Raw genomic sequence first — 12,999 nt, 5'->3', positions numbered from 1 at the left:
CGCTAGAACTGGACGCGCGGGGGCTCGGCGATCGCCGCGAGGTCGCTGACCTCGAAGAAGTCGCGCTCCGTGAAGCCCATGCGCTTGGCGAAGATGTTGTTCGGGAAGACCTTGATCTTGGTGTTGAACTCGCGCACCCCACCGTTGTAGAACCGGCGTGACGCCTGGATCTTGTCTTCCGTGTCGACCAGGTCGGCTTGCAGACGCAGGAAGTTCTGGCTCGCCTGCAGCTGCGGGTACGCCTCAGCGACGGCGAAGATGCTCTTCAGGGCGCTCTGCATGTGACCTTCGGCCACGGATGCGTCGGCCGGACCCTGCGCGGACAGGGTCTCTGCGCGCGCCTGCGTCACGGACTCGAAGACGCCCTTCTCGTGCGCCGCATAGCCCTTGACCGTCTCGATGAGGTTGGGGATGAGGTCGGCACGCCGCTTGAGCTGCACCGTGATGTCGCTCCACGCCTCGTCGACGCGCACCTTGAGGGTGACCAGCGAGTTGTAGGTGGCCCACAGGTAGATCCCGATGATCGCGACGATCACGACGACGATGATGACCGGGATGAGCCATTCCATTTTCGGGTACTCCTTGGTGTGCTGGCGCGTGAACACGGGGCGCAGATCCAATACTAACGGCGGCCCGCAGCGCTCCCACCGCGTTCCCACCACTCTCAAAGCAAGCATGCCGCGGTTCGACAGGCGATGCCCTCGCGAGGCGCGGGCCGACGGGGCGGAGGGGGCGGGAACGACGACGCGGCGCCGATGCCCCGGGTGCCCGACACCGGGGGCGGTCGACGCCGCGTTCGTTTCGCCGGCGGCATCCGTGGTCGGACGGATGCCGTCAGAGCTCGGCTAAGGACAACCCCAATATCCCGATGGGGTCAGCACGAGCGTTGCGCCGGGGCACGGACCGCACCCCGAATTGTCCGGGGGCGCGGACGACACCCCCGGGGCGTAGTACGGCGCAGCCGCGGCGGGCGCGACAGGCGCGGCAGCCGAAGCGCGCGACGGGGCGACGGAGTCCGTGGCGCGGCTCCTCGCATCCTGGTATTCGGCAGCGGCGACGGCCGCGGCCCGGGCGGCGGACGCGACGGCGGCGGTGACGCGGCGCGGTGCGCTGGCAGCACGGGCAGCACGGGTGATGCGGTCGGACATCGGGTTCGCTTCCTGAAGATGAATTATTCTCAACAACTCACAGGTGATTCACAGCTAGCACGGAGTGTTTCAGTGAAATGAGAACCTGTCAAGATTCCCGTCAGTCACATCTGTCACACGGCCCCCTCGCTCCGCGCCCGCAAACTCCCGGATCAACGGCGATTTCCGCGATTTTCCGCGGAATTCCGAGTCATCCTCAGCCACGGGCACTCAACGCGGCGCACGCCTCACGCCACCCGCTTTGGGGACACGCCGCAACCCTCGTCCCGCGCATCCAGTCGTCCCGAATTGCCGTGCGGCCTGCGCTCACGCGGCAATTCGGGACCACTCGATGGGGAATCGGGAGCCGGAGCGGCGAGCGCCGCGCTCACTCCCCCAGCACGCGGCGGAGGTACACGTTCTCGAAGCGGCGTTCCGGGTCGAGGCGGTCGCGCACGGCGAGGAAGTCGTCGAAGCGCGGGTACACCTCGCGCAGCGAGTCCGCGTGCCTGGTGTGCATCTTGCCCCAGTGCGGGCGCCCGCCGTGGGCCATCATGATCTCCTCGACGGCGGTGAAGTACTCCGTCGCGTCTTCCCGGTAGTACCGGTGCACGGCGATGTAGCCCGTCTCGCGCCCGTAGGCCGTGGACAGCCAGTTCTCGTCGGCGGCGGCGGAGCGCACCTCGACCGGGAACGAGATCCGCCAGTCTTTCCGCTCGATCAGGGCTTTCACTTCGGCGAGCGCCGCGGGGACCGCCTCCCGGGGGATGGCGTACTCCATCTCGCGGAAGCGCACCGTGCGGTTGGTCACGAACACTTTCGGCGACACGTCCGTGAAGTCGCGGTTGCCCGTGAGCTTCTGGGCGAGGCGGCTGAACGGCGGGATGATCGACGGCGCGACGGTTCCGAGGGCGCAGACGCCGCGGTAGAGGCCGTTGGCGAGGAGTTCGTCGTCGACCCAGCGTCCGAGGGCGGGAAGCGGCGCGGAGGCCGCGGACAGCGGCAGGCGCGTGTTCGTCTTGGTGAGCGCCGTCTCGGTGTGCGGGAACCAGTAGAACTCGAAGTGGTCCTCCGCCGCCGAACGGTCGAGGTACGTATCGAGCGTGTGCTGCAACGGCTCCGGACGTTCGACCGCCTGCAGCAGATACGCGGGCACGCACTGGATGGTCAGATCGACCAGCACACCGAGCGCGCCGAGCCCGAGACGCACGGCGGGCAAGAGTTCCTGATTCGTGGTCTCGTCGACGGTCAGCACCTCCCCGGTGCCGGTCACCAGCGTCGCGCCGACGACCTGCGTCGCCAGGCCGCCGAAGCCCCCTCCGGTGCCGTGGGTGCCGGTCGACGTGGCTCCGGCGATGGTCTGCCGGTCGATGTCTCCCATGTTCTGCAGGGCGAGGCCGTGTTGGCGCAGCAAGCGCGGCAGCTCGTGCAGATGGGTTCCGGCGGCGAGGGTGACGCGTCCGCGTTCGACGTCCACGCTGACGATGCCGCGCAGGGCCGACAGGTCCAGCTGGACGCCGGGGGCGACCGCGATGCCCGTGAAGCTGTGGCCGGCGCCGACGGCTTTGACGCGCATCCCCTGTTTGACCGCCGCCGCGACGGCGCGCTGGACGGCGTCGGCGTCTACTGGCCGTTCGACGCGGGTCGGGCGCACCTGCTCCGTGCGTGCCCAGTTGCGCCAGACGGCGCCGGTCGCCGTCACAGGAACACCTGTCCGTCGCCGCGGTAGCTGGGGATGGAGCCCACCACCGTCGCGCGGCCGTCCACCGTGTCGATCAGGTGGAACTCGTCGACGTGCTCGCTGAGCTCGCCGGACTTGGTGTGCCGCAGCCACACCCGGTCGCCCACGCGCATCACGCCCGCGGCGGCTCCGGTGAGAGGCGTCTGCACCTCGCCCGCCATCTCGCGCGCGACCATCGAGAGCCCGGTCGGCCAGACCACCTTCGGCATCCTGTCCGCGCCGGGAGGGCCTGAGGCGATCCAGCCGCCGCCGAGCAGCGTCGCCACCTCCGGGCCGGGCCTCCGCACGACCGACAGCGCGAACGACGCGGCGGGGGCGGGGTGGAATCCGGCGTACGAGTCGAACAGGTAGCCGCCGAAGAGCCCGCTACCCGCCGCGATCTCGGTGACGGACTCGTCGGAGGACGTGTACTCGAGCGACCCCGTCCCTCCCCCGTTCACGAATTCGAGGTCGGCGATCTCCCGCACCGCGGCAACAGCCTGGCCACGCCGTTCGAGCAGTTCGGCGCCGGAGTTCTTCTGCATCCAGCGCACGGTCGCACCCCAGGCCGGTTTGCCGGGCGGGTTGTTGCCCTGGCCCGCGATCTGCGCTTCGTAGGCCATGATGCCGACGAGGGTGAAGCCGGGCCGGCGCACGATCGCCTCGGCGAGCTCCCGCACCGAGGACGGCGTGTGCAACGGCGACCGGAACACTCCGATGTGGCCGAGCACCGGGCTCTTCCACGACGCATCCAGTTCGATGCACAACCGGATGCTCGACCGCTGCGACGGCGGGACGACCGCGTCGATGAAGTCCAGGTGCGCGACCGAGTCGACCATCAGCGTCACTCGGGAGGCGAGCTCCGGCGAGAACGCGAGGCGCGCGATGGCGACACGGTCGGCGGTCGGGTATCCGACCACCACGTCCTCGATCGGGGCGTGCCCGTCCGTCCCCTCCGCCAGCCACAGGGCTTCGGGGAGTGTGTACGCGAGCACGCCCGCGTAGCCGGGGAGCGCGAGGACCGCATCCAGCACCGACCGCACGCGCACCGACTTGGAGGCGACCCTGATCGGTTTGCCCGCCGCCCTCCGCAGCATGTCGTGGGTGTTGTGGCGGAGCGCAGGGACGTGCAGCACGGCGAGCGCAGGGTCGAGCCTGGCGGTCGCCGCTGACAGGGATGGCCAGAACGCATCCGGGGTGGTCCAGGTGCGCTCGGACGGCGCCGGCTTCGTGGAGAGGTCGAGGTCGTAGGTCATCAGCGCACCGCTTTCACTCGTGCGACCGCGAGAGCACCCGCGAACGCGAACAGACCGGAGAGGACGAACAGCCCGACGAACCCGCCGAGCGCGGCGACGATACCGGCGCCGATGAGCGGGGCCATCGCCTGGGGGACGGCGGTGGCGATGTTCATGATGCCGAGGTCTTTGCCGCGGTTCTCCGGGTCGGGCAGCACCTGGGTGGCGAGCGCCTGGTCCACGGAGAGGAAGCAGCCGTAGCCGAGGCCGAGGAGTCCAGCGGCGACCATCGCCACCGACAGTTCCGGCACGAACGCCAGCAGCAGAGCGGCGACACCCTGGATGGCGGACGACAGGAACACGAACGCCTTGCGCCGCCCGATCCTGTCCGACCAGCGGCCCATCACCAGCGACGCCACGATCACGAACACCATGTAGATGAGGATGAGGACCAGCAGGTCGTCGTCGGCGTTCTTGTCGTGCAGCCCGAACTCCAGGAAGTAGAGGAGCAGCGAGGTGCCGAACGCGTTGCCGAAATTGACCAGCACCCGGCTGAGCAGGGTCCAGCCGAAGTCCGGATGCTCGCGCGGCGAGATCCACAGGCTCTCGATGATCCCGCGGAACGTCATCTTCTGCTTCAGGTGGGCCGGGAGCACCGCGTCGGGGAGGAAGAGGAACGGGAGGACGAGCACGAGCAGCAGCACCGCCATCGCCGTGTAGCCGAACAGCGCCCCGACGAACACGTAGGTGACGAGCGAGACGCCGAGGATGATGCCGACAGCCTGCGGCGCGCTGATCCACCCGGACACGTATCCACGCTGGCCGACCGGCACCTGGTCGCTGATCGTCGCGGTGAGCGCGGCGGTCAGGATGCAGAACCCGGTGAGCGCGAGGGACCAGAACACGCCGATCCCGACGATGCTCGACTGCAGCCCCAGCAGGATGAGCGACACTGCGAACACGACGGCGCCGGCCGCGATCCACGGCCGCCGCCGCCCGAACCGGCTGGTGGTGCGGTCGGAGAGGGCGCCGGTCAGCGGATACGCGATGATGGCGCAGACCCCGGAGATGCCGGAGATGATGCCGAACACCACCACGTTGTCCACCCAGTATGTGGTGTCGAGCTGCTTCTGCACCTGATCGGGCAGCAGCTTCTGGATGGGGGCGAGTTGCGCCATCCAGACGCCGAGCCACGCCATCGCGAAGAACGCGATCCAGCGGCCGGGCACCCGGCGGGTCGGCTCGGCGTAGACCGCCGGAGCTGTGGTGTCTGTCATCGGAGTCCTGCGTTCGGGTCGAGGGCGGAGGGAACAGGAGGGGATGTTGCGAGCATCGCCACCGCGTCGGCGGCGAAGTCGATGGTCGCCTGGGCCGCCGCGTCGTCGCGGGTCACCAGCCAGGCGACGGTGAGACCGTCTGTGAGGACGACGAGCAGGCGGGCGACCTCGCCGGTCGGGCGCGACCACGCGCATCCGGTGATCGCTGCGGCCTGGACGACGGCGTGCTCGGCGACAGCGAAGTATCGCTCGTACTGCCGGGCGGCGAGCGGGGCGAAGCCGGGTTCGCGCAGCGCCCACTGGGTGAGCTCGAACATCGCCTTCTCCCTGTCCGGGTCGGCGCGCACGGCAGCGAAGTAGTGTTCCAGGCCGGAGCGCACCGCGTCCCGGATGGTGGCGGGAACGACGTCGGCCGTTGGCTCGAAGACGGGAGCGAACGCCGACTCCTCGCCGTCGACGACGGTGTTCACGAGCTCGGCCATCAACTCGTCGCGGGAGGTGAACGCGTAGTGGAAGCTGGCCAGCGACATCCCGGCCTCGGCGACGATCCTGCGGGTGGTCGCAGCGGCGACCCCGTCGCGCGCGACGACCACAAGGGCGGCCTGCACCAGTGCGGTGCGGCGTTCCACGGCGGAGATACGTGTCACGGCGGACTCCTCTGCGGGGCTTCCCGCGCATCCTCGCGCGTGAAGTGGGACGGTTGACCCAGTTGTCAGTATGCCGTAAATCCGGCTTGGGAGTTTGACAGATCGCTTCTCGCCACCTGAAATGGGGTGGAATGCGGGTGTTTTCGTCAGATGTTTCGCCACCAGTCCGGTCGAGGGGGTCGACCGGGCTGGTTCTGTCTGCCCTGATCGTGCTGGCTGTCGCGGGCGCCACGATCCTGGGAGCGTTCGGCTCGGCCGCGCCGGCCACTGCCGACACCGCGACGCCGTCCGCCCCCGCACCGGCGGCACCGGCCGCCCCGGCAGACGCCACCCCCTCCGACTCCGCCACACCGACCTCTCCACCCGCGACCCCTGGCCCGCCGACGATCAACGCCCTGCCGACCGGCCTCGTCACCACCTTCCCGCTCGTCGTCACCGGCACCGGAACACCGGGCGACGTGCTCTCCGTCTCCGCCGGCGCCGCCAGCACGGCGGGCGCCCGCTGCGCCGCCCCCGTGGATGCGAACGGCGACTGGACCTGCAAGCTCGCTACTCCCCCGGACGGCCCCGGTGTCGCCGTCCGTGCCGACTCACGGGACACCGGGCTCAGTGCCTCCGGCCGGGTGGACGTGCTCCACCCTCCGGTGATCGCGGCCCAGAACGGCACCATCGTCTCCGGCGGCGGCGTCCACGGAACGGCATACGCAGGAGCGACCGTCACCGTGCGCGCCGAGAACGGCGCGACCTGCTCGTTCCCCGCCGACTCGGCCGGCACCTGGGGCTGCGTCCTGAGCGGGCCGCTGCCGACCGGCAAGCACACCATCACCGCGACGCAGCGCGCGCCGTTCTCCAGCCACTCGTCGGCGGCGAGCGCACCCGTCGGCATCACCGTCGACACCACGCCGCCCGCCGCTCCCCGCATCAGCTCGCCCGCACCGGGCACCGAGACTCCGGTCGGGCGTCCGCTCGCGTTCTCCGGGTCGGGCGAGAACGCGGCGAAGGTCACCGTCTACGGCAGCGACGACAACGGCAGCACGGTCGTCTGCACGGCCGTCGTGACTGGCACCGCCTGGACCTGCACCGGCACCCTCGGCGCCGGGAAGTTCGTCGTCTCCGCGCTGCAACGGGATGCGGCGGGAAACGTCAGCGGCGGATCGAACCCGGTCGCGATCACCGTCCTCACCCCCGCGAACTCGCCGACCACCGAGCCGCAGTCGCCGTCGGCGACCCCCTCCCCGAACAACACGCCTGCGCCGGCCGTGCCGGCCGTCCCTCCGGGAACCACGCCGAGCCCGGCGCCGTCCGACCCCAACAGCGGAAACGGCCCGTCCGGCACGCCGGACTGGCTGAACACGCCGTTCACGAGCGCGTCGGCGCCGGTCGTGTCCGTCGACGCCTTCCCCGGCTGGCTGCGCTCCCTGCTGCTCGCCGCCGCTGCCCTGCTGCTGCTCGCGCTTCCGGCACGGCTGCTCGCCGTGACCGTCGCTCGCGAGCGCGACGGGCGGGCTGCGCGCAGCCGGTCGAGCATCTTCGGACGCAACCGCAGCCGCGCCGAGCTGCGCGACGCCGACGCGCTGTACGCAGGGGCGGGAGGCACATCCGGAGGGAGTGGCGCATCCGGGGCTGGCGGCGCATCCGGGGCTGGCGGCGCATTCGCAGTCGGTGCGGCTGAAGCATCCGGCGTGGGTTCCGCCCGGCGCAACCCCTGGCTGATCCCGGCCGCTCTCGTCGCCGCAGCGGCGCTCGTCACCCTGTCGAGCCCCGTCGACGACGCCGGTGCCTACCTGCGCGTGATCCTCGCCATCACGGTGGCGCTCTGCGCGGTGAATGCGGTCTGGGTCGCCGTCGGCCGGTGGACGTCCCCGCACTTCGGCGGCGGCAGGACGACGATGATCTTCCGCCCGTCCATGCTCATCATCGTCGGCATCACAGCCATCGCATCCCGGATGTTCGGCCTGCAGCCCGCGCTGCTGTTCGGGTTGATCATCGGAGTCGCGTTCGCCGGGGCGACAGGGCGGGTGGCCCGAGGCCGCGTCGGGGCCGTGCAGATCGCCAGCGTCGCCGTGCTGGGAGTGCTCGCTTGGCTGACCGTCGGTCTGCTCCCGGAGCCTGTCGGAGTGGTGTCCGCGTTCTTCCGCGAACTCGCCAACGCCGTGTCGCTCCTCGGCCTCGGCTCCGCCTCGATCGCCCTCCTCCCCATCGGCGGACTCGCTGGACGTGCGGTGTTCCAGTGGTCGCGCGGGATCTGGCTGGGCCTCGGACTCGTGGTCTACACACTGTTGTTCGCGCTGCTGCTGCCGGTGGCGTCGCTGGTCGAGGCCGGACAGGGCGTCCTCGTCATCGCGATCGCCGCGTTCGGGTTCGCCGCGCTCAGCGTCTGCGTCTGGCTGTGGGAGAAATACGTGGAGCCGTCGCGCTAGACCGCGTCGACGTAGAACCAGTCCCCACCATCGCGCACGAACCGGGACGCCTCGTGCTGCACGCCGCGCTCACTCCCCTTGTAGTAGGCGGAGAACTCGACGACGCCGTCCCTGTCGAACGGCCCACCCCGTTCGGTTCGCTCGATGTCGAGCCGGTACCAGCGCAGCCCGGCGTCGAGCTCCAGGGTTTCCGGCCGGGTCGACGGGTGCCAGCTGCGCAGCAGATACGGCACGTCGCCGAGCGCGAACGCCGAGAACCGCGACCGCATCAGCCGCTCGGCGGTCGGGGCGGCCAGCTCACCGCGATGCAGCGGGCCGCAGCAGTCGTCATAGCCCAGCCCGCTGAGACAGGGGCACCGGGAGGACGACACCGGATGAGCATACCCGGGGCGCGCCCTTGCTCCGAACCCCCTCTCGCTCCCTCGCGTCCTCAGACGATTCGCGAGGTCGAGCGCAGCGCTCTCTACATCGCGACCACTTCGCCCACCTCGACGCTGCCCCCGTAGGAGAGACCGGGGCACCCTTCGGCCAGCGCGGTCGCCGCGGCCAGGTCGGTTGCATCGATAACGGTGTAGCCGGACAAGGCGTTGGCTCCGGCGGACGTTCCCAGCAGGTTGGTCGCCCCGACGCGGCTGCCCATGTCGGTCACGGCCGCGCCGAGCTTCTGGAACCAGGCGCCCCACGCAGCGACTTCTTGCTCGGTGGCAGTCACGGCGGGATCGTTGCGGAAAGCAAGAACGAAAGCAGACATGGTGTGCTCCTTCAGATTCTGGTCGACCTCAAATGTCGACTCAGCAGTACGACGTGCGAGCGCATCCGAAATCGACAGGCCAGAGAAAATGATTCTCCCTCTGGCTGGCGGAGACTTCGGAGCGATGGTTTCTGCACCTGTGTGGAGGTGCGGGACCATCTAAGTGGCGGGCGCTTTCCATGCACGGGTGGGTCTTTACCCTCGACGGGATGGCGCGGCGCGCTACTCGCGGAAGATGTGGATGGCTTCTCGCGCGGCGTAGAAGACGATGACGAGTCCGGCGATGGGGTCTGCCCACCACCAGCCGAGCGTGTAGTCGAGCACGATCCCGAGCAGCACGCTGGTCGCCAGGATCCCGTCGATGAGGGTGACCCGCCCCTCGGTGAGCAGGACAGCGTTGTCCAGGCGTTTGCCAACGACCCATTTGCCCCAGGCGAGCGCGAACATCACCAGTGCGGTGAGCCCGGTCCAGCCGATACCGCCGATCAGGGGTGTCGCGTGATGGCCGAGCAGCAGCACGACCGCGGCTTGGACGAGTAGGTAGGCGGCCAGGACGATGAACGCCCACCCGATGAGGCGGAGGGCGACGCGTTGCCGGGTCGGGCTGGTGTCCGTGAGTTCCCAGATCACGACGGTGCTTGCACCGATCTCGATCAGGCTGTCGAGCCCGAACCCCAGCAGCGCCACCGATGCGGACTGGTAGGCGAGCAGCGCCAGCAGCACGACCCCGACCACGTTCCAGGCGAGCGTGATGATCTCCAGACCGATTCCTGCCCGGCGAAGCCTCAACGCGGTGTCGGTCACACGATGACGCTACCGGAGCGGTCGAGTTCCGGATGAAACAATTCTGAGGTGTCCGATGCACCGAATGACCGCAAGCCTGCGCCTTCTAGGGCCGTGGCGCCGAAGTGGAGTCAACGTCGCCGGATCCTCATCGTGCTGGGTCTCAACGTCGCCCTGATCGTCGGGCTGGTCGTCGCGGGCATACTCGCGCACTCGGTCAGTGTGTTCGCCGCCGCCGGAGATACCGCGGCCGACTGTTTCGCACTGGGGCTGGGGCTGGTCGCCATCGCGCTTCGCGATCGCGATCCCGATCACCCACACGCGCAGCGACCGATCGCCGTCGCCGCGCTCGTGAATGCCACCCTTCTGCTGGCCGTTACGGTCACGGTGTCCATCGAAGCGGTCGGCCGCCTGCAGGAAGGTTCACCACCGGTGGAGGGTCTGCCGATGGTGATCGTCAGCCTGATCACGATGGTTGTGATGCTGGCCGGTGCCTTCGTCCTCGGCCGATCGGCTGCAGGCGAGGACCTACACATGCGATCGGTCTTGATCGACGCGATCGCCGACGCCGCGGCCGCCGCTGCGATCGCGGTTGCGGGCGCGATCATCCTGGTCGCGGACGGGCTCTACTGGCTGGACCCGGTGCTCGCGCTCGGGGTATCAGTGCTGATTGCCGTCGCAGCGATCCAGCTGATCGTCAAAGCAATCGCCGCCTTGCGTGGGAAGGACGTCGACTTCGACGACGATTGAGGCCCCAGTTGTGGACAATCTAAATGGCGGCCCAGCTGGACAGTTTGTTGGCGGCAAGCGAGGTGGGGTGGACGCAGGGGACAATCTCAAGGGATCGTCGACAGGTAATAGGAGCCGATCCCGTTTCGGCTGAGTGTGCTCACGGGTTCCATGTCGCCTCGGTGACCCGAGGGGGGTCGACGGACGCGTCGTAGACGCGAACCCAGGTGGGGCGAATGCCGACGACGACGAAGCCGTCAGTTAGCGCTCGTGATCCCGGGAACTGCTGAATGTACGCACGGCCGAGGCGTTCTCGTTCCCCCTCGTCCGACGCCACGAACGCAGTCCCCTCGATCTGCGCGCTGATCGACCCGTCGGTGCCCACCACGACCGCGACCCGGTCGCAGGTGCGAAGGTTCTCGATCTTGCGGTACTTCTCGGGGCTGTCGAAGAGCAACGTCCCGTCATCGAGCGCTGCCAGGCCGACAAGCGCCGCTTCCGGTGCGGACTCCACCGACACCGTGGCAACAACTCCACGCCGCTCTCGTCGCACGAACTCGACCAGCGAGGCGGGATCGGCCGGATCTATCACCATGACTGCAGGATATCCGGGAGTAGCTTCCATGGCGGCTTGCGCCTTGCCAACGGCCCCATGATCCCGCCACCCGGATTGGGGCAACAGTGGACCGGATACCTGTATTCGAACCGGCTAGCGTGGACCCGAACCCGAGCGGGTTCTGTCGCCTTATGGATTCGCGCGACCGCGTTCAAAGCCGTGCGCAACGGCGGCGGGTCGACGCGAGAGGCGAGTCAATGTCGGTGTTGGTTCGGCGGCTTCTGACCTCTTTCGTCATCGCGGTGGCACTTGCTGGGCTGTTCACCGTTGGCCTCGTCATGATCGGAGTCGGCACCAACCTGCATCTGCCGTCGGGGCATTCGTTCAGCCCCGCAGAGACCACCTTGCCGCGGTGCGTCGACAGAGACCCCATCGTGGTGAGCGACCTTGCGGACCAGCCACGGGCTACATGCGATCCGGCAGGTATTGAGTTGATCTTCCCGGACGGGCATCGCATGACGGTCGGATCTCCGCTGGACTCACCCTCCGAATCCAGTTCGGCCAACGGTGTCGACGGTCCCACGTACTCCACGGTCAACTTCGGAATCTACGGTGTTTGCGCGGCGAAACGTGCAGGCGATAACACGAGGTCGTGGTGGTGGGGACGGGCCGAGGCCATCACGTTCTGCCAGGAAGACGGCAGCGACGCCCCAACGGTCCATTGATCGGGTCTGGGCACGCAGGTCCTCGGAAGTGAAGCCCTCTGACCGACCGTAAGCTGGTCGCCTTGAGGTGCAGTGGTGGGATCCTCGGGATCGGCAATCGGCGTTAGCGCGAAACGCCCTCAGTTCCCTGCCCGCCGAGCAGGCGGGGAACTGAATCGGTCGATCCTTCTGACACCCTCGCAGAACGCTTGCGAACGGTTGGCGGGTTAGCTATCCGAGACCGAGGTCCAGGCCTGCAGCGTTGATCGGTGTAGGACTCTTCTCTGTGTCCTCAGTTCCGGAGATAACCGCGTACTCCTGACCGGTGATTCCCTCGACGAGGCCGAGGATCCCCGCGACCGGAACGATCCGGCCCCGCGCAATCGTGTGACCGTCCATCATCCAACCGAGATAGGCAGGCGTCGCGTCCGAAGGGATCTCAAGTTTCCGGACGTCCAGCGCGTGCACCACGAAGAAGTAGCGGTGGATACCGCTGGCCGCATCCGGCGCAGCCCCCACGTAGCCCAACAAGCTCGCGTCATTGCGCAAATGGAACGCGTGGCCAGGAAGCAGCGACCCATCACGCTGCCCGGCATTCGTTGGCAGCTCTGAGACAGAATCAGGAATATTGACCACGGCCCAATGCCAGAACCCAGAGCCGGTGGGCGCATCCGGATCGTAGGCCGTTATGGCATAACTCTTTGTGTGGCGGGGTGCGCCCGACCACGAAAGCTGAGGCGAAATGTCTTTTCCGCCTGGCGCGCTGAACAGATCGGACATCTGCGCGGGTGACAGAGGCTGGCCGTCTGCCATATCTGTGCTTGTCACCTCGAAGTCGGGAACCTTCGCCAACTGCTCATATGGGTCATAAACCTGGGACACGTTTACCCCTTCACGCACTATCGAGCGGACGGCTACAGCGTAGTCGGCTGAACGGCGCCCCTGGGGCGAGTTGAAGACCCCCGCCCCGCAATGCAACGTCTCTTGCTGCGCCGCGGCGTCGCGGGGTCGGGAGACGCCGGCAGGCACCCGTATAAGAAGGACCCGGCC

The 12,999-nt window shown here is 68.5% G+C and carries 14 protein-coding genes; 4 read left to right on the top strand and 10 right to left on the bottom strand.

Annotation, left to right across the window (positions count from 1 at the left end; genetic code table 11):
- Window positions 1-2: 2 nt before the first annotated feature.
- Entirely contained in the window at window positions 3-569 is a 567-nt protein-coding gene (locus AC37TH_RS10970) for a LemA family protein (protein WP_490764388.1), read from the bottom strand.
- Window positions 570-1,017: 448 nt separating this feature from the next.
- Between AC37TH_RS10970 and AC37TH_RS10965 the strand changes: the two genes are divergently transcribed.
- Window positions 1,018-1,164, top strand: coding sequence for a hypothetical protein (locus AC37TH_RS10965; protein WP_490764387.1), 147 nt, complete (start codon window positions 1,018-1,020; stop codon window positions 1,162-1,164).
- 351 nt (window positions 1,165-1,515) lie between these two features.
- Here the strand turns inward: AC37TH_RS10965 and AC37TH_RS10960 are convergent, their stop codons facing one another.
- Genes AC37TH_RS10960 through AC37TH_RS10945 form a run of 4 tightly spaced genes read right to left on the bottom strand, consistent with a single transcriptional unit; the run spans window position 1,516 to window position 6,006 of the window.
- Entirely contained in the window at window positions 1,516-2,829 is a 1,314-nt protein-coding gene (locus AC37TH_RS10960) for a D-arabinono-1,4-lactone oxidase (RefSeq protein WP_490764386.1), read from the bottom strand.
- Window positions 2,826-4,103, bottom strand: a complete 1,278-nt coding sequence (locus AC37TH_RS10955) for an amino acid deaminase/aldolase (RefSeq protein WP_490764385.1) — start codon at window positions 4,101-4,103, stop codon at window positions 2,826-2,828. The genes AC37TH_RS10960 and AC37TH_RS10955 overlap by 4 nt, the downstream gene beginning before the upstream one ends.
- Complete coding sequence (locus AC37TH_RS10950) at window positions 4,103-5,359, bottom strand: MFS transporter (RefSeq protein ID WP_490764384.1); 1,257 nt, start codon at window positions 5,357-5,359, stop codon at window positions 4,103-4,105. The genes AC37TH_RS10955 and AC37TH_RS10950 overlap by 1 nt, the downstream gene beginning before the upstream one ends.
- Window positions 5,356-6,006 (bottom strand): TetR/AcrR family transcriptional regulator, encoded by a 651-nt coding sequence (locus AC37TH_RS10945; protein WP_490764383.1) that lies wholly within the window; start codon window positions 6,004-6,006, stop codon window positions 5,356-5,358. The genes AC37TH_RS10950 and AC37TH_RS10945 overlap by 4 nt, the downstream gene beginning before the upstream one ends.
- 209 nt (window positions 6,007-6,215) lie before the next feature.
- Between AC37TH_RS10945 and AC37TH_RS10940 the strand changes: the two genes are divergently transcribed.
- The gene (locus AC37TH_RS10940; RefSeq protein ID WP_490764382.1) at window positions 6,216-8,426 is read left to right on the top strand and encodes an Ig-like domain-containing protein; all 2,211 of its coding nucleotides are present in this window, start codon (window positions 6,216-6,218) and stop codon (window positions 8,424-8,426) included.
- Here AC37TH_RS10940 and AC37TH_RS10935 read toward each other — a convergent pair.
- The 3 genes from AC37TH_RS10935 to AC37TH_RS10925 form a co-directional block, all read right to left on the bottom strand.
- Window positions 8,423-8,797 (bottom strand): YchJ family protein, encoded by a 375-nt coding sequence (locus AC37TH_RS10935; RefSeq protein ID WP_490764381.1) that lies wholly within the window; start codon window positions 8,795-8,797, stop codon window positions 8,423-8,425. The genes AC37TH_RS10940 and AC37TH_RS10935 overlap by 4 nt on opposite strands.
- 92 nt (window positions 8,798-8,889) lie before the next feature.
- The gene (locus AC37TH_RS10930; RefSeq protein ID WP_490764380.1) at window positions 8,890-9,177 is read right to left on the bottom strand and encodes a hypothetical protein; all 288 of its coding nucleotides are present in this window, start codon (window positions 9,175-9,177) and stop codon (window positions 8,890-8,892) included.
- 222 nt (window positions 9,178-9,399) lie between these two features.
- The gene (locus AC37TH_RS10925; RefSeq protein WP_490764379.1) at window positions 9,400-9,981 is read right to left on the bottom strand and encodes a cation diffusion facilitator family transporter; all 582 of its coding nucleotides are present in this window, start codon (window positions 9,979-9,981) and stop codon (window positions 9,400-9,402) included.
- A gap of 48 nt (window positions 9,982-10,029) precedes the next feature.
- Between AC37TH_RS10925 and AC37TH_RS10920 the strand changes: the two genes are divergently transcribed.
- Window positions 10,030-10,710: a cation diffusion facilitator family transporter gene (locus tag AC37TH_RS10920; protein WP_490764378.1), complete on the top strand. Its 681-nt coding sequence runs from the start codon at window positions 10,030-10,032 to the stop codon at window positions 10,708-10,710.
- A 139-nt stretch (window positions 10,711-10,849) separates the two neighbouring features.
- Here the strand turns inward: AC37TH_RS10920 and AC37TH_RS10915 are convergent, their stop codons facing one another.
- Entirely contained in the window at window positions 10,850-11,284 is a 435-nt protein-coding gene (locus AC37TH_RS10915; RefSeq protein WP_490764377.1) for a pyridoxamine 5'-phosphate oxidase family protein, read from the bottom strand.
- A 218-nt stretch (window positions 11,285-11,502) separates the two neighbouring features.
- Here AC37TH_RS10915 and AC37TH_RS10910 point away from each other — a divergent pair, with 218 nt between their 5' ends.
- Window positions 11,503-11,970 (top strand): hypothetical protein, encoded by a 468-nt coding sequence (locus AC37TH_RS10910; protein WP_490764376.1) that lies wholly within the window; start codon window positions 11,503-11,505, stop codon window positions 11,968-11,970.
- Between the two features lie 210 nt (window positions 11,971-12,180).
- Here AC37TH_RS10910 and AC37TH_RS10905 read toward each other — a convergent pair whose 3' ends face one another.
- Window positions 12,181-12,831 carry a YbhB/YbcL family Raf kinase inhibitor-like protein gene (locus AC37TH_RS10905; protein ID WP_490764375.1) on the bottom strand — a complete coding sequence of 217 codons (651 nt, stop codon included), beginning with the start codon at window positions 12,829-12,831 and terminating at the stop codon, window positions 12,181-12,183.
- Between the last annotated feature and the right edge of the window lie 168 nt (window positions 12,832-12,999).

The sequence above is a fragment of the Leifsonia sp. McL0627 genome (assembly GCF_058244615.1).
Note: the sequence above shows the minus strand (reverse complement) of the source record. Positions and strands in the feature narration are given on the sequence as shown.

What these genes read in the sequence shown, in the direction of transcription:
- AC37TH_RS10970 (WP_490764388.1), bottom strand. Translation starts at nt 569, where the DNA reads ATGGAATGGCTCATCCCGGTCATCATCGTCGTCGTGATCGTCGCGATC.
- AC37TH_RS10955 (WP_490764385.1), bottom strand. Translation starts at nt 4,103, where the DNA reads ATGACCTACGACCTCGACCTCTCCACGAAGCCGGCGCCGTCCGAGCGC.
- AC37TH_RS10950 (WP_490764384.1), bottom strand. Translation starts at nt 5,359, where the DNA reads ATGACAGACACCACAGCTCCGGCGGTCTACGCCGAGCCGACCCGCCGG.
- AC37TH_RS10930 (WP_490764380.1), bottom strand. Translation starts at nt 9,177, where the DNA reads ATGTCTGCTTTCGTTCTTGCTTTCCGCAACGATCCCGCCGTGACTGCC.
- AC37TH_RS10915 (WP_490764377.1), bottom strand. Translation starts at nt 11,284, where the DNA reads ATGGTGATAGATCCGGCCGATCCCGCCTCGCTGGTCGAGTTCGTGCGA.
- AC37TH_RS10910 (WP_490764376.1), top strand. Translation starts at nt 11,503, where the DNA reads ATGTCGGTGTTGGTTCGGCGGCTTCTGACCTCTTTCGTCATCGCGGTG.